The organism is Marinomonas sp. IMCC 4694 (assembly GCF_008122525.1).
Classification (GTDB): domain Bacteria; phylum Pseudomonadota; class Gammaproteobacteria; order Pseudomonadales; family Marinomonadaceae; genus Marinomonas.
The window spans coordinates 1748391-1772093 of sequence record NZ_VSRV01000001.1 but is presented as its reverse complement, the minus strand read 5'-3'; the positions used below and the strand labels follow the sequence as shown (position 1 = coordinate 1772093).

At 45.0% G+C, this 23703-nt stretch carries 19 protein-coding genes and 10 tRNA genes; 26 read left to right on the top strand and 3 right to left on the bottom strand.

Features of this window, described 5'->3' with window-relative positions:
- Positions 1-19: 19 nt before the first annotated feature.
- The 26 genes from FXV75_RS08065 to FXV75_RS07935 all read left to right on the top strand — a co-directional run bounded on the left by FXV75_RS08065 (position 20) and on the right by FXV75_RS07935 (position 21046).
- Positions 20-95: transfer RNA gene (locus FXV75_RS08065), tRNA-Glu, on the top strand.
- 56 nt (positions 96-151) lie between these two features.
- Positions 152-226 (top strand) — tRNA-Gly (locus FXV75_RS08060).
- A 71-nt stretch (positions 227-297) separates the two neighbouring features.
- Positions 298-373: transfer RNA gene (locus tag FXV75_RS08055), tRNA-Glu, on the top strand.
- Between the two features lie 80 nt (positions 374-453).
- Positions 454-528, top strand: a tRNA-Gly gene (locus FXV75_RS08050).
- Positions 529-599: 71 nt separating this feature from the next.
- Positions 600-675 (top strand) — tRNA-Glu (locus FXV75_RS08045).
- A gap of 80 nt (positions 676-755) precedes the next feature.
- Positions 756-830: transfer RNA gene (locus tag FXV75_RS08040), tRNA-Gly, on the top strand.
- Positions 831-902: 72 nt separating this feature from the next.
- Positions 903-978: transfer RNA gene (locus FXV75_RS08035), tRNA-Glu, on the top strand.
- Positions 979-1056: 78 nt separating this feature from the next.
- Positions 1057-1132: transfer RNA gene (locus FXV75_RS08030), tRNA-Glu, on the top strand.
- Between the two features lie 69 nt (positions 1133-1201).
- A tRNA-Gly gene (locus FXV75_RS08025) sits at positions 1202-1276 on the top strand.
- Between the two features lie 15 nt (positions 1277-1291).
- Positions 1292-1367: transfer RNA gene (locus FXV75_RS08020), tRNA-Glu, on the top strand.
- Between the two features lie 49 nt (positions 1368-1416).
- Positions 1417-2244 (top strand): aminodeoxychorismate lyase, encoded by an 828-nt coding sequence (pabC, locus tag FXV75_RS08015; protein WP_148832363.1) that lies wholly within the window; start codon positions 1417-1419, stop codon positions 2242-2244.
- The gene (gene mltG / locus FXV75_RS08010; protein WP_148832361.1) at positions 2231-3265 is read left to right on the top strand and encodes an endolytic transglycosylase MltG; all 1035 of its coding nucleotides are present in this window, start codon (positions 2231-2233) and stop codon (positions 3263-3265) included. The genes pabC and mltG overlap by 14 nt, the downstream gene beginning before the upstream one ends.
- Before the next feature lie 9 nt (positions 3266-3274).
- On the top strand, positions 3275-3913 hold the full coding sequence (gene tmk / locus FXV75_RS08005) for a dTMP kinase (RefSeq protein WP_148832359.1): 639 nt from the start codon (positions 3275-3277) through the stop codon (positions 3911-3913).
- Positions 3914-4852, top strand: a complete 939-nt coding sequence (gene holB / locus FXV75_RS08000) for a DNA polymerase III subunit delta' (RefSeq protein WP_148832358.1) — start codon at positions 3914-3916, stop codon at positions 4850-4852.
- A 7-nt stretch (positions 4853-4859) separates the two neighbouring features.
- Entirely contained in the window at positions 4860-5681 is an 822-nt protein-coding gene (locus FXV75_RS07995; protein ID WP_148832356.1) for a TatD family hydrolase, read from the top strand.
- Complete coding sequence (locus FXV75_RS07990) at positions 5681-8116, top strand: Lon protease family protein (RefSeq protein ID WP_148832354.1); 2436 nt, start codon at positions 5681-5683, stop codon at positions 8114-8116. Before FXV75_RS07995 ends, FXV75_RS07990 begins: the two co-directional genes overlap by 1 nt.
- 622 nt (positions 8117-8738) lie before the next feature.
- Positions 8739-9176, top strand: a complete 438-nt coding sequence (locus FXV75_RS07980) for a cytochrome b562 (RefSeq protein ID WP_148832352.1) — start codon at positions 8739-8741, stop codon at positions 9174-9176.
- A 61-nt stretch (positions 9177-9237) separates the two neighbouring features.
- Positions 9238-9594, top strand: coding sequence for a hypothetical protein (locus FXV75_RS07975; RefSeq protein ID WP_148832350.1), 357 nt, complete (start codon positions 9238-9240; stop codon positions 9592-9594).
- Between the two features lie 123 nt (positions 9595-9717).
- A complete protein-coding gene (locus FXV75_RS07970; protein ID WP_148832348.1) occupies positions 9718-10779 on the top strand; it encodes an AraC family transcriptional regulator in 1062 nt (353 codons plus the stop codon).
- A gap of 144 nt (positions 10780-10923) precedes the next feature.
- On the top strand, positions 10924-12693 hold the full coding sequence (locus FXV75_RS07965; RefSeq protein ID WP_148832346.1) for an acyl-CoA dehydrogenase: 1770 nt from the start codon (positions 10924-10926) through the stop codon (positions 12691-12693).
- Positions 12694-12741: 48 nt separating this feature from the next.
- The gene (locus FXV75_RS07960) at positions 12742-14391 is read left to right on the top strand and encodes an electron transfer flavoprotein-ubiquinone oxidoreductase (protein WP_148832344.1); all 1650 of its coding nucleotides are present in this window, start codon (positions 12742-12744) and stop codon (positions 14389-14391) included.
- Between the two features lie 132 nt (positions 14392-14523).
- Positions 14524-14973 carry a YaiI/YqxD family protein gene (locus tag FXV75_RS07955; protein ID WP_148832342.1) on the top strand — a complete coding sequence of 150 codons (450 nt, stop codon included), beginning with the start codon at positions 14524-14526 and terminating at the stop codon, positions 14971-14973.
- A gap of 75 nt (positions 14974-15048) precedes the next feature.
- Entirely contained in the window at positions 15049-16338 is a 1290-nt protein-coding gene (locus FXV75_RS07950; RefSeq protein ID WP_148832340.1) for an NAD(P)/FAD-dependent oxidoreductase, read from the top strand.
- 178 nt (positions 16339-16516) lie between these two features.
- Entirely contained in the window at positions 16517-16927 is a 411-nt protein-coding gene (locus FXV75_RS07945; protein WP_148832338.1) for a MerR family transcriptional regulator, read from the top strand.
- Between the two features lie 30 nt (positions 16928-16957).
- The gene (locus FXV75_RS07940; protein WP_148832336.1) at positions 16958-19555 is read left to right on the top strand and encodes a heavy metal translocating P-type ATPase; all 2598 of its coding nucleotides are present in this window, start codon (positions 16958-16960) and stop codon (positions 19553-19555) included.
- 333 nt (positions 19556-19888) lie between these two features.
- Positions 19889-21046: an MFS transporter gene (locus tag FXV75_RS07935; protein ID WP_148832334.1), complete on the top strand. Its 1158-nt coding sequence runs from the start codon at positions 19889-19891 to the stop codon at positions 21044-21046.
- A 193-nt stretch (positions 21047-21239) separates the two neighbouring features.
- Here the strand turns inward: FXV75_RS07935 and yjjG are convergent, their stop codons facing one another.
- The 3 genes from yjjG to aroC form a co-directional block, all read right to left on the bottom strand.
- The gene (gene yjjG / locus FXV75_RS07930; RefSeq protein ID WP_148832331.1) at positions 21240-21923 is read right to left on the bottom strand and encodes a pyrimidine 5'-nucleotidase; all 684 of its coding nucleotides are present in this window, start codon (positions 21921-21923) and stop codon (positions 21240-21242) included.
- 31 nt (positions 21924-21954) lie between these two features.
- Positions 21955-22515, bottom strand: a complete 561-nt coding sequence (gene yjjX, locus FXV75_RS07925; protein WP_148832330.1) for an inosine/xanthosine triphosphatase — start codon at positions 22513-22515, stop codon at positions 21955-21957.
- Positions 22516-22605: 90 nt separating this feature from the next.
- Entirely contained in the window at positions 22606-23703 is a 1098-nt protein-coding gene (gene aroC, locus FXV75_RS07920; RefSeq protein WP_148832328.1) for a chorismate synthase, read from the bottom strand.

Here is a 23703-nt window from a genome sequence, read left to right as displayed (position 1 = left end):
ACAGCAAGTTTGCAACGTTGTCCCGTTCGTCTAGTGGTCTAGGACACCGCCCTTTCACGGCGGTAACAGGGGTTCAAACCCCCTACGGGACGCCATCCTTTCACAAGGGTGAAGATAAAGTCTACTTTTTTGTGTCAGCTGATAAAGTTTTGCGGGAATAGCTCAGTGGTAGAGCACAACCTTGCCAAGGTTGGGGTCGCGAGTTCGAGCCTCGTTTCCCGCTCCAGCCTGTTTGTTAGTAATAACACTATGCAGGATTGTACTTGTAAAGTTTACAGTTTTTTTAAAACTGAATGTGTCCCGTTCGTCTAGTGGCCTAGGACACCGCCCTTTCACGGCGGTAACAGGGGTTCAAACCCCCTACGGGACGCCACTATTTTCATTAGTTGCTGTGGTTTACCACATTAAATAATGTTAAATCGTCGGCCTGAATAGAGTAGGGTATGCGCAAAAGCGGGAATAGCTCAGTGGTAGAGCACAACCTTGCCAAGGTTGGGGTCGCGAGTTCGAGCCTCGTTTCCCGCTCCAGCATAGTTGTTAGCGATAACACTATGCAGAAAAGTAACTGTCATGTTTGCAGTTTTTTCAAAGCTGAATGTGTCCCGTTCGTCTAGTGGTCTAGGACACCGCCCTTTCACGGCGGTAACAGGGGTTCAAACCCCCTACGGGACGCCACTATTTTCATTAGTTGCTGTGGTTTACCACATTAAATAATGTTAAGTCGTCGGCCTGAATAGAGTAGGGTATGCGCAAAAGCGGGAATAGCTCAGTGGTAGAGCACAACCTTGCCAAGGTTGGGGTCGCGAGTTCGAGCCTCGTTTCCCGCTCCAGCATAGTTGTTAGCGATAACACTATGCAGAAAAAGTAATTGTCATGTTTGCAGTTTTTTCAAAGCTGAATGTGTCCCGTTCGTCTAGTGGTCTAGGACACCGCCCTTTCACGGCGGTAACAGGGGTTCAAACCCCCTACGGGACGCCACTTTTTTGAATTGAAATGTGTAAAGTGTCGTGTTGGTAAAGTAAGTGTTAAGTGTACGAAAGTGCATGTGAAGCGTCCGTCCCGTTCGTCTAGTGGTCTAGGACACCGCCCTTTCACGGCGGTAACAGGGGTTCAAACCCCCTACGGGACGCCATTTAGTTTTCCTAGTAATTACTAAATGTAAAATGCAATATTGCTTTGGAGATAGGGCAATATCTAAAATGCGGGAATAGCTCAGTGGTAGAGCACAACCTTGCCAAGGTTGGGGTCGCGAGTTCGAGCCTCGTTTCCCGCTCCATATCTTTTTATGTCAGTCCCGTTCGTCTAGTGGTCTAGGACACCGCCCTTTCACGGCGGTAACAGGGGTTCAAACCCCCTACGGGACGCCATTCTTTTTTTACGCTATTATAGCTCACCTTATTTAATGAGTTTTTAGCCATGACTTGGTTTGTCAACTACAACCTAGATCATTCTGTTTCAGTTACCGATCGTGGTTTAGCTTACGGCGATGGTGTATTTGAAACTGTTCTTAGCTTTCCTCAGTATTTTTTACAACTAGACGATCATCTTTCACGTTTATACCGTGGCCTTTATTCTCTTGGAATGCCTTTTTCTGCCGACCAAAAACACGAATTGTCTTTGTTTCTGGATGAACGTATTTTGCCCATGGTGCAACAAGAAAGCGTGGTTAAAATCATGGTGACTCGAGGAGAGGGCGGTAGAGGCTATTTACCTCCACAACATTGCAAGCATTCAGTTTTTATCGGTCTTCTCCCTGCTCCCGACTATCGCATTCAGCGTGATAAAGGCGTTTGTCTGTCTGTTTCTCCTGTTCCCGTCAGTACGAACCGCTTTCTTGCCGGCATAAAGCATTTAAACCGGCTTGAAAATGTCTTGGCAAAACGTTTTTTATCGGGATCAGACTTTGAGGCTATCATGCTGGACTCGGAAAAAAACATGATTGAATGTATCCAAAGTAATTTGTTTTGGTTCAAAGGAAATACCTTATATACCCCCGCATTACATTCGTGCGGCGTACAGGGAACTTATCGAAAAGCCCTTGTTTCGGCATCACTTAACTTTTTGGTCCAAGTTGGGGATTATTCAATCGACACACTCGAATCGGCGGATGAAGTGTTTATTACCAATAGTTTGATGGGCATTGTGCCCGTCATTAAAGTGGCGGATCGGTTTTACCCTATTGGCGTGAATACTTTAACATTACAAAAAATCATGCACACTAAGGGGCATCATGGCGTTGTTTAAAGGGTTGTTGAGCGTTGTATTCTTAGTCTTTACTCTGGCAGCGCTTTTAGCTGGCTACTGTTATCATGTTATAACATCGCCAATCCCCCTGACGAAAGAAGCCGTATTTGTCGTACACCCGGGAGACACATCTTACAGTTTAGGTGCCAGTCTTAGTGAAAGAGGCATCATCCCACACCCTGTTTTGACTCGCATCAGCGCAAAGTTACACCCTGAGTGGGTTCCTAAAGTTGGCCAGTACGCGCTTAAACCAGACATGAATCTATTGGATGTCATGGCATTGTTTGATTCGGGCGACTCTATTTTTTATTCTGTCACTCTATTGGAAGGTAAAACAACGCAAGACTATCTTACTGCGATGCGCGCCAAGGGCAATATTGCCATGACGCTGACGGGGCTTTCAGATGACGATGTGGTTCAAAAGCTGGGGCTTAACTACGAACATCCAGAAGGCGCTTTTTTTGCTAATACCTATCGTTACCACGATGGCGATACAGACGTGAAAATTTTAAAGCATGCCCATGAACTCTTAACTAAAAACTTAGACACGCTGTGGCATAGCAAAGCTGACCAGTTACCTTACCAATCTGCGTATGATGCCCTGATTATGGCGTCTATTATTGAAAAAGAAACCGGCGTGCCGGAAGAGCGACCTTTGATTGCTAGAGTGTTTATCAGTCGTCTAAATAAGAACATGCGATTGCAAACGGACCCTACGGTGATTTATGGCTTAGGTGAATCGTTTGATGGTAATTTGACACGCAAAAACTTACGCAGTGATTCTGCTTACAACACCTATAAGATTTATGGATTGCCACCCACTCCAATTGCCAATGTCGGCCGTGAAGCGATCGAAGCGGCGCTGAATCCAGGTGAGACCTCCGCGTTGTACTTTGTCGCAAAGGGGGACGGCAGTCATACTTTTTCTGATACTTTAAAGCAGCATAATAACGCGGTTCGTCAATATCAGTTTAAACGCCGTGAAGATTACCGTTCCTCCCCTGACAATGTAAAACAGTAGGAAGTCATTATGAAAGGTAAGTTTATTTCACTTGAAGGCGGTGAGGGCAGCGGTAAAAGTACGGCTATCCTTTGTATTCAGGCATGGCTTGAGTCACATAATGTCCCCTTTATTATGACACGCGAACCGGGAGGCACTCCGCTGGCAGAAGAAATTCGTCAGCTCGTTCTCAACCCACGTGATGAGAAAGTCAACGACACCGCCGAGTTATTGTTGATGTTTGCCGCCAGGGCACAGCATTTGTCGGAAAAAATTCAACCTGCGTTAGAGGCCGGTGCTTGGGTTATCTGTGATCGCTTTTTAGATTCCAGTTACGTATATCAGGGCAAAGCACGCGGTGGAGATACTCAGCAATTAGATCTGTTGTCTGAATGGGTGGTGGGGGACCATCGCCCCGATGCGACTTTGCTGTTGGATGTGCCTGTCGAAGTGGGTCAACAGCGTATTGTTCAGCGACAGTATCAAGACAGATTGGATAAAGAGTCCCTCGTTTTTCACCAAAAAGTCAGAGAGGGTTTTCTTGAGCGCGCTCACTCTGAGCCAAATCGTGTAACAATAATTGACGCTAGTGTGTCTATTGAGGCGGTAAAATCCCAAATCGAAAATCAGCTTGAGCACCTGTTTCAAGCTTGGTGTGGTGGAAAATAGATGTCATCCTTTCCGCAATGGTTGGCGCCTTGTTTGCAACAAGTTCAGGCGCTCAAGGCCAATCGTGGCCTGTCTCATGCTTTGCTAATAAAGGGGGCCGATGGTGTTGGTCAAGAATCTCTAGCGAGTGAAATTGTCTGCGATTTGATGTGTGAAAGCGATCAAGGGGCCGCTTGTGGCGAGTGTCATTCATGCAAGCTAATGAAAGCCGACTCTCATCCCGATTTTCGTGTGTTAGACGGCGAAGCGGGAACGATCAAAGTTGATCAAGTACGATTGCTGACCAGACAAATCAGCCAGAAACCTCAAGTCGGGCAGAACAAAGTGGTGTTTATTCCACACGCTCAAGCCATGAACCTAAATGCGGCCAATGCGGTACTAAAGGCCTTGGAAGAGCCTGCAGACGGTACGTATTTCGTGCTGACCAGTTCTCAATCAACTAGCTTGTTACCCACCATTCGTAGTCGTTGCTTGTTAATCAATGTGCCTATGCCAACGATGGTTGAGGTTGCTCAGTGGCTGGATCAACAAGCGGATGGACAAGCACTTAGCTCATTGTTTTGGTTAACGACTCAACCTTACCGGCTGTTAGCAATACAGCAGCAACAAAAGGTCGCGCTGTACGCAGAGTTGCCAGGGAAGCTAAACGCCATGCTTCACGGTTCTATCTCACTCAATGAGCTCTTAAAGGGATTAGACAGTAAAAATATTGATGATTATTGCCATGGTTTAGAGGCCATTTTACATCAGAGTATTTGTCATTCTACAGGGGCAAAGCTCGATGAAGCGTTATTGCCCATCTATGGGACCTTAATGACTCGGCTCGGCATCCAAAATCTGTTATTACGCTATCAATCTTTACAAAAATTGAAGTCAGACCTTCAAAAAACAAATTTAAACCCCATTATGCAACTTACACACGAATTGAATCAGTGGTAAACCAACTATGTTAATCGATACCCATTGTCATCTTGATATGCTGGATTTAGCCCCCTACAATAATGACCTAAACGCCGCTATAGATGCGGCTTACCATCAAGGTGTAAGGCAGTTGTTGAGCATCAGTGTTGACCTTAACAAGATGGACACGATTTTAGAATTTACAAAAAGAGCCGGTGTGTATGCCAGCTGTGGCGTTCATCCGCTGCAAAGTGCAGGGCTCATAACCGATGACAGCGTATTGCGACAATACGCTGCAGATCCTAATGTAATAGCGATCGGGGAGACCGGTTTAGATTACTTTTACGAAGCTTCAGAAGAAGCCCATGATGCGCAAAAAATCAGTTTTATGCATCACCTTCAGGCTGCTGGACAACTGGGTTTACCGGTTATTGTCCATACTCGAAGTGCAAAAGACGATACGATGTCTCTGATAAAACGCTACGGGAACCCCAACACAGCCGGAGTTCTGCATTGTTTCACCGAAGATTATGCGATGGCGAAAGCGGCATTAGATGAAAATTATTTAATATCGATTTCGGGCATCGTGACGTTTAAAACCGCAGCTGACTTAAAAGAAACCGTCCGTAAGCTGCCGTTAACGTCTTTAATTGTTGAAACCGATGCGCCTTATTTAGCGCCGGTGCCGCATCGCGGTAAGAAAAACGAACCCAAGTATGTATCAGAAGTTGCGCAATATGTCGCTGACTTAAAAGGCATTCGTTATGAAGCCTTATTAGAAGCCACTGCTGAAAACTTTCATCGAGTATTTACACAAGCCAACCCTCAACACCAACTTCAGCTTGCTACACAAAAGGAAACACATTGATGTCAAACCTGGTTACCTCGTTACCTCATGAAGCCCTTGCGGCCAAAGTTCCCAGTGACCATCTTGCCTTTGCTACGCTAAGCGACATTGAGCCATTGAGTGGTATTTTAGGGCAAGAGCGAGCTGTTGAAGCCATACAGTTTGGCGTCGCCATGCAACGCCCAGGTTACAATATTTTTGCAATGGGGGATTCCGGCACGGGGCGATCGTCTTACGTATTAAGTTACTTAAAGAGCGAAGCGAAACGACGTCCAGCACCAAATGAGTGGGCTTACGTCAATAATTTTACGGAAAGTCACCGTCCTAAAGCACTTGAGTTTGCCCCAGGGTTAGCGTCTGAATTCGAAAAAGAAATTCGTACAGTGATCGATGGCTTAATGGCAACCTTTCCAGCGGCTTTTGAAAACCCTTCATACCAGCAGCAAAAATCGGTGATTGACCGTGCTTTTAACGATCAATACGAAGCGGCGATCAACAAAGTTGAGCGTGTGTCTGGGAAGATTGGCGTCGCGATGTTTCGTGATGCGTCTTCGGTGAGTTTCGCACCAATGAAAGACGGTAAAGCGTTAGAGGAAAATGAGTTCGCAGCGTTAACCGATGATGAGCGCGATGCGTTCCAGGAAGGCGTATCAAAGTTGGAGGGGTTGCTCAACGAGGAATTGTTAGGTTTGCCACAGTGGAAACGGGCAACGTACGAGCAAATTCGCCAATTAAACTTAGATACCGTTAAAGAAGCCCTTGATCCCCTGATGTCAGGCTTGTTTGAAAAGTATCAAATGGACGAAAACATTACCGTCCATTTGACGGCATTAAGAGACGATCTTGATAAAACCATTATTGACCAAATGGCGGATGATAAAGCGTCTGAAAATCGTGACGAAATAGGTCGTCGACAGTTTTATGAAGAACTCTATTTGCCAAATATTGCCACAACCCATGAAGCCAATAGCGGGCAGCCGGTTATCTATGAACCTCATCCGACGTACCGTAATCTTTTTGGTCAGGTCGAGCACAGCAGTGATCAGGGTATGCTGGTAACCAATTATCGTTTGATCCGCTCTGGTAGCTTGCATGCCGCCAATGGGGGGTATTTGATACTCGACGCTGAAAAACTGCTGACCGACCACTATCTTTGGGAAGCACTCAAACGCGCACTTAAGAGCAAAACCATCAAAATAGAGCATCCTTATGCCGATATGGGTTTAATGAATACCATGACCCTATCGCCACAAGATTTGCCGTTGCAAGTGAAAGTGGTGCTGATTGGAGCACGCGATATTTATTATTTACTGCAAGACGCTGATCCGGACTTTCAAGAGATGTTTCGTGTTTTGGTCGATTTTGACGACACATTAAAACGTTCTAAAGACTCTGAATTATCGTTTGCTCGTTTGATGAAGGATCGCGTTGATAAAGAGGAGTACGCAAACGTCACTCGCGATGGCGTCGCAGCACTCATTGAATACAGCAGTCGGCTTGCCGAGCACCAACGTGAGATGGCGGCAAAAATAGGCGACGTGTTTGAATTGTTGGGGGAAGCGGATTTTGTTCGCCAAATGGCCAAAGACGATACCATCACGGCGGATCACATTGCGCGGGCATTAAAAGCGAAAAAGCACCGCACGGGTCGTGTGAGTGAAAAAATCATCGAAGAAATTATTGAAGGTACTGTCTTATTAGAAAGCGACGGCTATGCGGTCGGTAAGATCAATGGCTTAACGGTTATGCAAATTGGCGACAGCAGTTTTGGTGCGCCGGCGCGCATTTCAACAACGGTTTACCCCGGTGGTAAAGGCATTATTGACATTGAGCGCGAGTCTAATCTAGGTCAAAACATTCATTCTAAGGGTGTGTTGATTTTATCTGGTTACTTGGGCAATAAGTATGCTCAACGGTTTCCATTAGATATTTCAGCGTCCATCGCCATGGAACAGAGTTACGGTTACATTGATGGCGACAGTGCTTCGACCGCCGAGTTATGCTGTTTGTTATCCGCTCTGATCCAAGTGCCTTTGCGCCAAGATTTGGCCATTACTGGTTCGTTAAACCAGTATGGCGAAATACAAGCGATTGGTGGCGTGAATGAAAAGATCGAAGGCTTTTTTAATGTTTGCAATGCGCGTGGTTTAACCGGTACGCAAGGCGTTATCATTCCTAAATCCAATGCCGTGAATTTAATGTTGAACGATGACATCATCGAAGCCGTTAAAGCTGGCCAATTTCATGTTTATGCCATTTCGACCGCTGATGAAGCCTTGCACTTGCTTACGGGACTTGAGCCAGGTCAAGTAAACGAAGAGGGCGAATACGCAGAAGGTACTTTATCTGCTCGGGTTATCGAGCGTTTAGAAGAAATTTCTAAGTTAGGTGAAGAAGAGGAAGATGAGGAAAGCGCAGAAGAAGTCACCGAAGGTGCAGAAGATACAAAAAAATAAGTTGAGTTACTGTTCATATTAAACCGAGTTCAATGAGTGTCTCAAAACGAACAAAGGGTTTGCTAGTGTTTGCCGTTTGTTCGTTTTATAAAATAGGCGACGCAATCGGAATTGACGAGAGTGTACACGGTGTAATAAAGATCGTCTTTTTTAACAAAGACATAGCTAGCTACCTCTTTACGTTCACTGGGAAGGTGTTTTTTTACTATCAACGCTCGTTTGAATTTTTTACCAGAGAGCAAGGATTGCGCTTTCTTGTCGGCTGCTAATTTTGCGTCAAAATCCCTGCACTCGGCAAACAGTAAGCCGTTACAAGTAATCGCAACGATGGCAGTGATAAAGATCACTTTTAAAAAGGTAATAGGGTACTCCTTGTTTCAAAATGGTCTTTTTTAGATGATTTTTATAATAACAAAGTTTTTTAGGTTCATATCCTTAAAGAATGCACTATTCGAAATGTTTAAAAATACTGTCTGTTTTAAAGGTTGTGTTGGGCGCTTTTTTTAATGGTTGCGTCCCAAATAGTAGGTGTAATTTCTTCTAAGAATGGTATTTTAAGTAAACCAATTTATTGTTCATAAATCATTAAAGATACACGTATTTTAAGGTTAAAGGTATTTCTATGAAAAAAGGTTTTCTCGCCGCTACCATTATTTCACTTTCTTGTTCATCTGCCCTGCTTGCTCATGAGCATCATGAATGTGGTCAAACGCCACTCCACGGCTATATGGTAGATATTAAAACTGAAATGCGTGCTATGTCGTCAGCGGTGAAAGAGGGTGACAATGAGACGGCGTCGAATCATGTTGAATCGATTATTCAGTATTTTGAGAAGTCACGTAATGAAATGCCGTATTTGTTTAAAGAACAAGGCTTGAAGGGCAGTCAGTTAGCAAACAACACGTCGCAGTATCAAAAAATCATAGATGACACTATTCATGTCCTTAAAAATTTAGACATGGCACTGTCTTCTGGCAATTCATCTGATGTAGGGAAATGGCTTGGTGCTTTAGGTAACCAAAGAAACCAAGGTCATGGTTCTTTTAAATCAAATTGCTAATTTTGCTGGATGACCTAGCCTAAATTCACTGCTACAATGCGCGCGATAAAGAGAGGATATTATGGCTCGTGTTAAAAAATCGCGCAGTATGCGTGGCAAACTTGGAAAAACTGGTTCAAAAGAGATGATGAAGGAGCAAAATAAAGCTCGAAAATCTTCATCAACACGTCGCTTTGTGACCAAGAAATCCAAGGAACGCAAAGAACAAGCGCACAAGAAACTAGAAAGATTAGGGTTGCTTCCTGAAAAAGAAGCGGGCGCGTCGGTAGTTCGCCCCCGTCGTTTCGTTTTTGTGAAGCCGGCGGCTGAAAAAAAAGCGATGGAAGAAGCGGAAGCGTTGGAAAACGCACACACAGAATCTGACAGTGAAGATCTTTCATTGGACGAGTTACTGTCTGCTTTTACAGAACAAAAGTAGTGCATCTACGGTCACCAAACAATGAATAAACAAAAAAGGCTGCATCTGCGGCCTTTTTTTATGGTAAAAAATGCCTCAGATAAAAATATTCATTCAGATGATTGGCGAGTTGAAGGTGGTTAAGTGAAAGCGTCCGTTCCCATGTCCAGTGTTCGGTATCTGTTAAAAGCGGCTGAGGCTCAAGGCTTGGATCGCCAAACTGTTTTGTCTAGCCTTGACATTACTCACGATGAAATCATTCAACATGATACGTTCCCCGCCTATCGATACGGCATGCTGTATCAAAAAATCATGTGGCTCATGCAAGATGAATCTTTTGGTATGTTAAGTGGCGGTAAAGTCCCCAATGGTACATTTCGTATGATGTGTTTGTGCATCATTCATTCACGCAGCTTGGCGCATGCTTTGTACCGATGCAGTGATTTCTATGAAATTTGTAGAGGACCCACCATTAAACCCGTGTTGATTAAAAAAGGGCGGTTTGCCATGGTTACATTTGCGCCGCTCGCCTCATCATCTGACAATATAGAAGCCTTAGCCGTTCCGGAATCAAAGGAGCAATTAAGAACGACCTTGTCCATGTGGCATCACTTTATCTGCTGGCTGATTGGGCGGCGGCTGAGTTTAAAAGCCGCCTATTTTACCAGCGAACGCCCCGATGATGTCGAATACTACAAAACCTTGTTTCAATCGGAAGTGAGATTCAACCAACATGCCAACGCCTTGGTGTTTCCTGCCAGTTACCTTGATATGCCGATTGTTCAAACGGAAGACAGTTTGCGTGGATTTTTAAAAACAGCGCCTTATCAGCTATTAGTCATGGTGGAAAATGATAACAGTCTAAAATCACAAGTTATGGCGATGTTAGGGAAAGATTTCTCCCGGGAAATGCCCAGCGCGGAAGAGGTCGCCAGTGCTCTCAATATGAGTGTATCGACTTTGCGCCGTCGCTTAAATGAGGAAAAAACGTCTTATCAGCTGATCAAAGATGACTGTCGAAAAGAGGCCGCCATCACGTATATGAATGCGCCACAACTGAGCATTAATGATATAGCGGCGTTAATGGGGTTTGATGAGCCCAGCGCTTTTTTTCGATCTTTCAAAAAATGGACCGGTATGACACCGGGTGAATATCGAAAAAGTGAGGAATATCTTAAATTCGGCAAAGCCATGAGACGCACGTAGTCATTGCTTTAGATGGCGGAAATATTCTTTGTTGACGGTATTTGTCAGAAATATAGGCCTGAATTGTTATTGAGAGATTAAGCACATTTTTACATTCTATAGGGATATTACATCCGCTCGGATAATTTAACCGGAGAATAAAAAATGAGCGAATACCATTACCCAATAAACGATATTACCTTTAGTCTCATCAACATCGCCAAAATAGACCGCCTAACCCCTTACCTTGATGACCCTATTGATAAAGATTTATTGGAAGCTATCTTGGCAGAGGCAGGAAAACTGTCAGAACAGATTATCGCCCCCATTAATGCCAGCGGTGACAAAGAAGGTTCACGAGTCGAGAACGGTGCTGTTATCGAGGCAAGCGGTTTTAAAGACGCTTTTAAAGCCTATTCCGGTGGTGGCTGGATTGGCTTATCAGGAGACCCAAAATACGGTGGTCAAGGTTTGCCGTCTTACATAGCTACCGCCGTTAACGAAGGGGTACAAGCTGCTAATCTTGCTTTTTCACTGTGTCCATTACTCAGTCTCGGTGCTATTGAGGCGATTCACCTGCACGCCAACGATGCGTTAAAAGAGCAGTATTTGCCTAAAATGTTGTCGGGAGAATGGGCGGGGACGATGAATCTTACGGAGCCTGCAGCGGGCTCAGACCTGGCCGCGATTGCCTGCAAAGCCACCCCAGACGGCAATGACTTTCGTATTAAGGGGCAAAAAATATACATTACTTGGGGCGACCATCAAATGAGCGATAACATCATTCATTTGGTATTGGCACGCCTTCCTGGAGCGCCAGAAGGCGTGAAAGGCATCTCATTGTTTATCGTGCCGAAATTTTTACTCAATGAGCAAGGTGAACCCGGTGAGCGGAACGACGTGTATGCCATTTCAGTGGAGCATAAAATGGGCATTCATGCGTCACCTACTTGTGTCATGAGCTTTGGCGATAATAAAGGTGCAGTGGGCTATCTGATCGGTCGAGAAAATGATGGTATTAAGGCTATGTTCACTATGATGAACAACGCCAGACAAGGTGTTGGTTTACAGGGTTTGGCCATTGCTGAGCGCGCTTATCAACAAGCGTTGGAGTATGCAAAAGAACGTAAACAAGGCATGAACGCAGAGCGCACAGAACGCGTCGCTATCATTGAGCATCCCGATGTTTTACGCATGCTGATGACAATGAAATCTCAAATCGATGCAATGCGATCCTTGATTTACGTTGCCGCAGTAGAAAATGATTTATCGCACTTGTCCAGCGGACAGCAACAACAGCAATCTCGCGCCAGAACGGCGTTGTACACGCCAATCGTCAAAGGTTGGATCACTGAGCAAGCTCAAGAAATTACTTCATTGGCGATACAAATTCATGGTGGTATGGGGTTTATCGAAGAAACTGGCGTGGCTCAACATGCTCGTGATGCCCGTATTTTACCCATTTACGAAGGCACAAACGGCATTCAGGCGATTGATTTAATTGGTCGAAAACTGCATTCAGACAAGGGTGCTGAAATGCGTTTGCTGCTCACTGAGATAGAAACGGAACTTCAGGCAATGTCGTTAATGGCACCAAACGCCAATATTCAAAAGGTACAAATTGCATTAGAAGAAGCAAAAGAAGCCACAGAAGTCTGTTTGCAAAGTATGGCGTCAGATCCCGTTTTAGGCACAGGGTTGGCGTTTGATTACATGATGCTAATGGGGTTTGTGATAGGCGCTTGGCTTCAAGTGAGAGCGCAGAATGAATCCAGCCAGGCCTCCGATATGGCGGAGTCCGAAAAGACATCTTGGTCATATTCAGTTGATTTCTATTGTGATCATATTCTTCCTAGAGCGTTTAGCTATGCCCACACAATAAAGTTTGGAAAGGCTACTGTTGACAAACTAAACAAAAATGCTTTCAATCGTTAATACGTATTCGACTACAATAAAATGACACGCCCGAATCATGGAGGCAATATGTCAAACAGAGAAGTAATGGAATTTGATGTGGTGATTGTTGGAGGGGGCCCTGCTGGGTTGTCAGCCGCATGTCGCATTATGCAAAGAGCGCAGGCAGAAGAAAAAGAAATCACTGTATGTTTGGTTGAGAAAGGTTCAGAAATTGGTGCGCACATTGTATCTGGTGCGGTCATCGATTCTTTGGCTTTGGATGAATTATTTCCCGACTGGCAAGAAAAAGGCGCACCTTTAAACACTAAAGTAACGACGGACGAGCTTTTTTGGTTACGTTCAGAGGAGACTTCAAGAGCATTAAGCCACTGGATGGTGCCAAAAACGCTTCATAATGACGGTAATTATGTTATCAGCCTTGGCAATCTGAGCCGTTGGTTGGCGGAGCAAGCAGAAGCCCTGGGGGTGGAGGTGTTTCCGGGGTTTTCGGCGGCGCATCTTGCCTTTGATGCACAAGGGAATGTGGAAGGCATAGTTACCGGTGATATGGGCCGATCGGCAAACGGCAGTGAAAAAGACGGCTTTATGGCGGGCATGCTGCTAAAAGCCAAATACACCCTTTTTGCAGAAGGTTGCCGAGGTCACCTTGGTAAGGCGTTAATCGCCCAGTTTGAACTGGATAAACACCAAGCACCTCAGCATTACGGACTGGGTATTAAGGAGCTGTGGGATGTGCCAGCCGGACAAAGTAAGCCTGGTGCTGTGATTCACACGGCGGGTTGGCCATTAGGCAGTGAGGCAGGCGGAGGTGGCTTTTTATATCATTTAGAGAACAACCAAGTCGTTGTAGGACTCATCGTCGATTTGAATTATAAAAATCCCTACCTAAGCCCCTACGATGAATTTCAGAAATACAAACACCACCCACTCATTGCTGAACATTTAAAAGGCGCGAAAAGAGTGTCTTATGGTGCCCGTGCCATTGCGAAAGGCGGATGGTCGTCGTTACCGAAGATGAGCTTTCCAGGTGGTTTGGTGATTGGTTGTGACGCAGGGACGTTAAACCCCGCTAAAATTAAAGGCACTCATACTGCAATGAAAAGTGGAATGTTGGCCGCCGATACGATTTTTGATGCTCTGCAGCAGGATAATGCGCCTGCAGAATTATCTCATTTTGATACGGTGATACGTGATTCTTGGCTAGGAAAGGAGCTCAAAGAAGCGCGTAATTTTGTGCCAGTGATGCATAAGTTGGGGACGTTCTGGGGTGGTGCCTACAATTGGTTAGATCAAAATGTTTTTTCTGGTGCACTTCCATTCACGTTCAACGATATGACACCAGATCACGCCAGCATGGAGTTGGCGGACAAACATGTTGCTCCTGTTTACAAGAAACCAGATGGCGTATTAAGTTTTGACAAGTTATCGTCAGTATTTTTATCCAATACCAATCATGAAGAGGATCAGCCTTGTCATCTCACATTAAAAGACGCTCGCATTCCGATTCAAAGTAACTTGCCAAAGTTTGCTGAGCCTGCTCAGCGTTATTGTCCTGCCGGTGTGTATGAAGTGATTGAATCCAATAATGAATCGATTTTCAAGATCAACTCACAAAACTGCATTCACTGTAAAACCTGCGACATTAAAGATCCTGCGCAAAATATCACGTGGGTTACGCCGGAGGGCGCTGGAGGGCCCAATTACCCTAACATGTAAGGTGATGAGGCCTTAATAAACCGGAAAACTGTAAAAACGGAGCCCACTGTGTGCTCCGTTTGTTTTTGTCTATGACTGGATTTCACTGGGCACCTGTTTGATAATATGCGCCTTAATCAAAAGGGGAATGTAATGCGCTTGTGGGTTGATGCTGACGCGTGTCCAAATGTAATCAAAACCATTCTGTTTCGGGCTGCTGAAAGGGTACAAATCCCCTGTATATTGGTGGCCAATCAAGCGATTGCTATTCCAGCGTCAAAATGGATTGAACGTCGTGTGGTCGGCTCAGGCTTCGATGTCGCGGATAATTACATTGTAGAGCATATTGAACCGAGTGATCTTGTTGTGACGGCCGATATTCCGTTGGCGTCGGAAGTCATCGACAAAGGTGCGTTGGCGGTGAATCCTCGTGGAGAATTATACACCAAAGAAAACATCAAGCAGCGTTTGGGAATGCGAGATTTCATGGAGCAAATGCGTTCCTCTGGTGTGCAAATGGGCGGTCCAGCCGTGTTTAATCAGCAAGATAGAATGGCCTTCGCCAACACCTTGGATAAGCTTTTGGCTCAAAGAGTCAAATAAGCGTTATTTTTGACGTATCTGGAAAGTGTTTATGGAATATTTTCCAGATTATTCAATATTTACAGGTGAGTTTATATGAAAAAAATTGTTGTGGTTGGCGGTGGAGCCGGAGGTTTGGAGCTCGTGACCAAGCTGGGTCATGCTTTTGGTCAAAAACGCCAAGCCGATGTGGTATTAATCGATAGAAGTCAGACACACATCTGGAAACCTTTGTTGCACGAAGTGGCCACAGGATCCCTTGATATCAACAACGACGGTTTGAACTATCGTGCTCATGCAGCCAAACATCACTATCAATTTCAGCTTGGCACGTTAATGGCGGTGGATCCTAAGGCAAAAACCTTAACATTGGATTCGCTGTCAGATGATATGGGCCATATTGTTTTGCCGAAAAGAACGTTTTCATATGATATTTTGATTATGGCAGTGGGCAGTGTCAGTAATGATTTTGGCACCCCAGGCGTAGCAGAGCATTGTTATTTTCTGGATTCACATAAGCAAGCCGAGCGATTCCAGCAAGCCTTACTTAATCAGTTTTTACGAGTGTACCAAGAAGGTTCTGACGCTAAGCTGCAGCTGGCTATTGTCGGCGGTGGAGCAACCGGTGTGGAGTTATCCGCTGAACTTTTCCATGTGGCAGACATGCTAAAAGCCTATGGCATGCCGGATATGTCAGGTAAGCGAGTGCATGTTCAGCTAATCGAAGCCGGCCCACGCATTTTACCTGCATTACCAGATCGTATTGCTGCGCTGGCGACCAAAGAATTAATCCGTTTGGGTGTCACCGTGAGTCAGGCAACCAGAGTAACAAAAGCCTACGACGGTGGTTTTGAAACCGCCGATAATGGCATCATTGAAGCGGATTTAATGATTTGGGCTGCGGGTGTGAAGGCGCCAGACTTTGTAAGAGACATAGAAGGGTTTGAGACAACACGTAATAATCAGATTTTGGTGAAAAAGACGTTACAAACCGCCAATTTTGACAATGTTTATGTTATTGGTGACTGCTGTGCTTGTGAACAAGCCGATGGTTCATTTGTTCCTCCTAGAGCTCAGTCTGCGCATCAAATGGCGGCTTTGGTGTTTGCTAATATCAAGGCGTCTTTTTTAAGTGAGCCTTTAAAGGAATACACTTACAAGGATTACGGCTCATTGGTCAACCTCAGTCGTTATAGTACCGTAGGGAACTTAATGGGGAACATGATGGGCGGGTCTATGTTTATTGAAGGACGCATTGCTCGATTTGTGTATGTGTCTTTGTATAGGCTTCATCTTATTGCGATCCACGGTTGGGTAAAAGCCACCGTCATTATGACAGCGCAAAAAATTGGTAAAGTGGTTAAACCCAAATTGAAGCTGCATTAGTTAAAACGGGACTCATTAAAATAGCACTCGTTAATACTGAGACGGCTTAAAGTAAGAGCCGAGTCGCTTGACTCGGCTTTTTTTTTGCATGATGTTTAGTATCTCATCTTGACCTGTGTGCAACCTGTAGGTTTTACACTGTCGTTATTCGTCTATTAAGGATGTAAAAGGAGTGGTTATGCGAGTCAGTGAATTAGCAAAAAAAGCCAATGTCACCGCAGAGACAGTACGCCATTACGCTCGACTTGGTTTAATTCATGCGCACCGTAATCCCAGTAATGGCTACCAAATGTTTGACTCGATAGCACTGCAACGGCTGTATTTTATTCGTCAAGCCAGTGAGCTTGGGTTTAGCTTAAAGCAAATAGAAGAGATTTTTCAACAATCTGATAGCGGTGATTCACCTTGCCCCATGGTGAGAGATTTATTAGAGCGTAAAGTCCCAGAAACCAAGTTGAAAATTGCCCAACTGCAAGCGCATCTACTCAAAATGGAATCGGCTTTAGCCGCTTGGCAAACTATGCCCAATGGAGAGCCAGATGGACATTCCATTTGCTGTTTAATTGAAGCTTGGGACAACAAAAAATAAATCCGATTCACCTCTTTGGGAGACCATAAAATGGAGCAAGCAAATAACACCTTTATTTTAACGGTGACAGGCATGTCCTGCCAAGGCTGTGTATCGAAAGTTCGCCGATTTATTCAGTCGACAAGCCCTGACGCTGTGATTGAAGGGTGGCCAAAAGAGAACAAATTGATGGTGACTTCTCACCTAAATTTGACTGAATTAGAGGTTATAGTTGAAGAAGCCGGTTTCGTTTATAAGGGTGTACAGCACGATGGTGAGCGCGCTCATAACGTCACTGTTATCAATACGGAGCCCCAAGCTAGCGAAGGCGTTTCACCTCGTCCAACAACCTGTGCAAATTCGACTCAATACACGCAAGCCTCTAAGCACTACGAACTCTCTATTTCAGGGATGACCTGTGCAGGTTGCGTGAACAGCGTGAAAAAGGCATTGAGTCATTCCGAAGGTGTCATTACAGCGGAGGTCAATTTCGCCAATCACACAGCACAAGTCGAATCAACGGGTGAGGTGGATGCGCTGATTGAAGCGGTTAAGAACTCTGGCTACCAAGCCAGCCTTATTTTGAATGCAAAAACAGCGGAAAGTGACAGGGTGCAGAGAGAGCTATTAGAGTATCGACACAAAACCAAAGCGTCGCTGATGGGTCTAGGGCTTGGCATACCGTTAATGCTTTACGGTGTGTTAGGTGGAAGCATGACAGTGAGTACGCTCACTAATAGGTCGATTTGGTTCGCTGTTGGCCTATTGACCTTGTGGATTATGGTGCGTGCTGGGGCGCATTATTTTCGTGGCGCCTGGAAGGCCTTTACTGTTCATCAAGCGAATATGGATTTGTTGATTGCTTTAGGAACCGCCAGTGCTTGGTTTTATTCCATGTTGGTTATCATTGTACCTGGCTGGTTTCCACTCAATACTCAGCATTTGTATTTTGAAGCATCTGTGATGATCATCGGCTTAATCAATCTTGGGCAAGCATTGGAGCTGCGAGCCAGACGTAACACCAGTCAAGCATTACATCGTCTTTTAGATTTGCGACCTAAAATGGCCACTCGTGTAGCAGGGACGAAAGAACACCAGATTTCAGTATCGGATATTCAGGTAGGGGACATTTTACGTGTTCGATCAGGTGAGAAAATCCCCGTGGATGGCGTGGTACTCGAGGGACTCTCAACCGTTAATGAATCCATGTTAACCGGTGAAGCCGCACCTATTGTAAAAAACAAAGACAGCCTGTTGTCAGCCGGCACCGTTAATGGCCAAGGCAGTTTGCTATTTCAAGCTACTCATATAGGTGCTGATACACGGCTTGCACAAATCATCTCTATGGTGGGTAAGGCGCAAAACTCAAAGCCGCCTATTAGTGTACTCGCCGACAAAGTGTCAGCGGTGTTTGTTCCTAGCGTGATTATTATTGCGATCCTGACGGCATTGGTTTGGTATAACGTCTCTTTTTACTTTGCTCAAGACTCGGCTTTGTATGGCTACATTCTTGTTACCAGTATTTCAGTGTTAATTATTGCTTGTCCTTGTGCATTGGGGTTAGCCACGCCCATCTCAACCATGATTGGTATTGGTAAAGCCGCTGAATATGGTGGTCTGATCCGTAATGGTGATGCGTTACAGCGAGCCAGTGAGTTGACCGTTTTGGTGTTGGATAAAACAGGCACTATTACTCAGGGCAAACCTCAAGTCATGAGTCAGGCAATCAGTGAGCGCGCTCAAGAAGAAGTCTTACTGCCTATCGTGGCGGCGTTGGAGCGTCGAGCTAATCATCCTTTAGCCGATGCGTTATTGCAGCATTGCGAGGCTAAGTGGTCTGTGCAAGCGGTCGATGTGGTGGCGTTTGATTCTCTCATTGGATTAGGCGTTACGGGGCAAGTTAATAATCAGGAATATTTTTTAGGCAATGAGCGTTTAATGAAAGAAAAGGGGATTCCTTTGGATTTACCCCTACCATGTTTGACGTTCAGCACTGCAACACCTGTCTATCTTTCGGACAAATCAAGATTACTTGCGATTTTTTTGATTGAAGACCCTCTTAAACAGGGCGTTGAATTGGCTATTTCAAACTTTAAAGCTCAAGGGCTCAAGGTCATTATGCTGACGGGTGATCACCATGCTACGGCGACACACGTTGCAAATGCGGTTGGTATTCAAGACTTTCATGCACAGCTGATGCCCAACGATAAGTTAGATTGGATAAAGCAGCTTCAAGCGCAGGGTGAGGTGGTTGGCATGATTGGTGATGGCATTAATGATGCGCCCGCTCTGGCGCAGGCGGATGTTGGTTTTGCCATGGGGGCAGGGACGGATATCGCCATGGAGAGCGCGGACATCACCTTGCTAAGTAACGATCTGCACAGTGTTGCGGATGTGATTCAAATTAGCAGAGCCACTTTAAAGAATATCAAACAAAATTTATGGGGTGCCTTTATTTATAACGGCTTAGGGATTCCTATTGCGGCGGGAATTTTGTTTCCTTTTACTGGCTGGTTACTCAGCCCTGTTGTGGCTGGTGCGGCGATGTCATTATCGTCGGTTACTGTGGTGAGTAACGCCAATAGACTGCGATTATTACGAATTTCTCGTACTAAAACTCAGCATGAGGTGTCTAAAAATGCTCATTAATATACTGACTAATGGACTCGTTAATGTAATCGGATTGCTGCTCATCATTTTTGTCGTTTACTGGTTCTGGTGGCCAAGAAAGACCAAGACATCTTAAACGTTACCTTTTAAATAAATATTCTCAAATTGAAATAAAGAGTAGCTAAGGGTGTTTCGAAAAGCATTCGCTCAGTATCTGGTGTAAAATACTCACCCTAGGAGTTAATTTTAAGTAGCTACTTAAAATTAACGCCTTTAAAAAGTCACCTAATGAAGCCAAACGCTGTTGCGCTTGGCTTCTTTTATTTTTACTCACATCATTTTTGATTATTTTAGTTATTTTATGGAGCGTTTATGCTTGCTTACCAATGGGGCATTTTTGCCATTGCTCTTGGTACTTTTGGGTTAGGTACAACCGAGTTTATGCCAATGGGTTTATTACCCGTGATCGCAGAGGGCGTTGATGCCTCGATTCCTGCTGCAGGTTTACTCATTAGTGCCTATGCGATAGGCGTGATGATTGGCGCACCATTTATTACTCTTTATTTGAGCAAATACAGTCAAAAAACCGCTTTGCTGGCCTTAATGGTCATATTCATTGTAGGAAATGTGTTGTCGGCGCTTGCTATTAACTATGAAACCTTTTTGCTGTCGCGTGTTGTGACCAGTTTATCCCATGGCGCTTTTTTTGGAATCGGCGCCATGGTGGCGATGAATTTAGCGCCATTACATAAAAAAGGTTCAGCCGTGGCGTCGATCTTCTTGGGGCTAACCATAGCAAATATCGTGGGGGTGCCTATTACGACTTGGCTAGGGCAAACGTTTGATTGGCGCCTGTCCTTTGCTGTTACGGCGTTGTTAGGCGTGATTGCTTTTTGGGGTATCCGCCGCAATTTACCCACGATGCCAACCTCCATCAGACCCAATGTTAAGCATGAGCTCAATGCCATTAAGCAACCGGCTGCCTTGCGTGCTTTTGCCACCACGGTGATGTGTGCAGGGTCTATGTTTACCTTATACACTTACATTGCACCCATTATGCAAACCTTGGCTCAAGCCTCTGATAACGCGATTGCCACCATGCTGGCGTTGACAGGCATTGGCTTTACGCTTGGCAACTACATTAGCGGTAAAGTCACCGATAAATCACCTGATTTGGCTTTGTTTGTTTTCCTTGGCTTACAAGTAGTGGTTTTAGTGTTATTTCAGTTTACATCTACCTCCGTTATAGGGGCAGGCATTAGCATCTTATTGTGGGGCGTTGTGATTTTTGGCAGCGGACCACCATTGCAGATGCAAGTCATGAAAATAGCCGATGAAGCTCCAGGGTTAGCCTCGTCTATTAATATCGGCGCTTTTAATCTAGGGAATGCCGTGGGCGCTGCTTTGGGAGGCTTGGTTATTAGCTTAGGGTTTGGTTTTGAATGGATTCCTACCGCGGCGGCTTTGTTATCCTTTATCGGTTTGATGATGGTATGGATGAATCGTCGTATGGCGAAACGCTCAACTTAAGAGAACAAAGAGACATGCATTAAGTGCAATGAACAAACCATTGCGCTTAATGCATTTTTGATGATTGTCGTTAATAACACTGATTGAGAATGTGCTTAAACGCTGACACAAGTGCTTGTTACACTATTTCCGATAATAACATTTATCGGAAATAGTAAGGATAATAACACATACTCTTTTACTCTTAAGTAAATCATTTGTTGGTTAATAATTGCTGCAGTTCAAACAGCGAATGAATTTCGTACGTTGGCTTTATGTCTAAGGTTTGGTGCTGATTGCGATGATGGTTAAGCCAGCACGTATCTAAGCCAGCCTCGTTGCCACCTCGGATGTCGGATTCTAATGTATCGCCTACCATGAGTATGTCTTTCTTGTCTGGATATCCCATTTGTTCACGGGCTTTTTCAAAGATCTTTGGGTGTGGTTTAGCTACGCCAACTAATTCTGAGATAACGACAGGGCTAAAATACGGTAAAAACCCCGTTCGCTCTAATCGGACCTGTTGCAGCCGAGCAAAACCATTGGTGATGATGCCCATTTTTATGTGTTTATCGTGTAAAAACTGAACCAATTCGACGGCGCCCGGTAAAGTCGTACAAATTTGTGCCATTGCATCCAAAAACTGTTCATTTAACCGTTTAGCGTCAACATTAAGGCGGTTGCTCCAATATTCAAATCGACGTGTTTGCAGTTGCTCCGCAGTGATTTTTCCTTCTTGATAAGCCACCCAAAGCGGCTTATTTAGGGATTGGTATTGATCAAATTCGGTCTGTCCAAATACCACGTCATACTGCGCAAACAGGTGTTTTAGGCCAGAGAAATTGTCGAAATGAAATAAGGTTTCGTCTGCATCAAAAAGAACCCATTGGTACGTCATAAAGTGATTTCCTACAAGATTAGGACGGTTATTAATAAAGTTCTGGGTGCAAAGCCGGCGCTAATGCCAAAACCAATGCTTGAATGTAAATGCTTTCTCGTGTGGCGACGTGATTGGTTAATAAACCAATCGCACCGCCCTTCTGTTTTATATTGTCTGTGTTGAACATGTCATCCATGACGCTGCCGAGTTCTTCATGCGCTTGCAAGCGTGGATATACGCTCTTCGGTAAAGGCAAATTGGCAGAACGCCCTGTTAACAATGTACCTGTTTGGCTCAATATGGCGACGTACGCAAACGTACACGGGCCTTCCTCGAACACATCAACGCCTCCTTCCATGGCGACAAAGTAATCTATGTATGTCGTCGTCGTTTGTTCAGAGCAAAATCGCACGCGATTTTGTGCGCCAAGGCGTGTTTCTGATTCACTCATGGGTTGATCCGGCACGCCCGATAAAGCGTTCTTTGCCGTACATTGGATAGAATGTTTAGGGAACATTAATGCGAAAGCGTGTTTTGCAGCGGCAATTTTAACGGGATTCATCGATCCAACGCAGAGATGTATTTCGTCCTGTTGGTTATTGATAGGCATGGCTTTACTCCGACTTTCAAAGAAAAAAGCCGCTACGGATTCCTCCATGGCGGCTTAGTGTAACGACGATTAAAGCGTCGACCAATAGTGTTAAGCCTGAGCGTTTATGATGGGGGTCGGACACACAACATCGGCATTTTGTCCACGATGTCTGAGCAAGTGATCCATAATCGTCAAGGCTAACATCGCTTCTGCGATGGGTGTCGCGCGAATGCCGACACACGGATCATGGCGACCTTTTGTGACGACCTCTATTGCGTTACCGGCACGATCGATGCTTTTACCAGGCGTTGTAATACTCGACGTAGGTTTGAGAGCAATGTGAACAACTATATCTTGACCTGATGAAATACCGCCTAGTACGCCACCGGCGTGATTGCTTAAAAAACCCTCTGGTGACATTTCGTCACGATGTTCGCTGCCTTTTTGCTCGACGACTGCAAAGCCATCACCAATTTCTACCCCTTTAACCGCGTTAATGCTCATCATGGCTTTGGCGATATCTGCATCTAAACGATCAAAAACAGGCTCGCCCAATCCTGGCATTAAATTTTTGGCAATCACGGTGATTTTAGCACCGACAGAATCCTCTTCACGACGCAAGGCCGTCATGTAGGCTTCAAGTGCTGGAATGGCTTCAGGATCGGGGCTGAAAAAACTGTTTTCATATACTTGGCTTAAATCTTTTGCTTCGAGTTTAATCGGGCCTAGTTGAGACAAAAAACCGTGTATTTCGATACCAAATTGCTGTTTTAGGTACTTTTTGGCAATGGCGCCAGCCGCTACACGCATGGCCGTTTCACGAGCAGAAGAGCGACCTCCGCCTCTATAATCACGAAAGCCGTATTTTTGATCGTAGGTATAATCTGCGTGCGCTGGGCGAAAAGTATCGGCAATATTGCCATAATCCTTTGAACGCTGATCGGTATTCTCTATCTGTAGACCAATTGGTGTGCCGGTGGTTTTGCCTTCAAACACGCCCGACAATATTTTAACTTCATCGGCTTCACGGCGCTGGGTCGTGTGTTTTGACGTGCCCGGTTTACGTAAATCCAGATCACGTTGTAAGTCTGCTTCGCAAATTTCAATGCCAGGAGGACAGCCATCTACGATGGCTCCAAGGGCAAGACCATGACTTTCACCAAAGGTGGTGACTTTAAAAAGTATTCCAAATGTATTACCAGACAT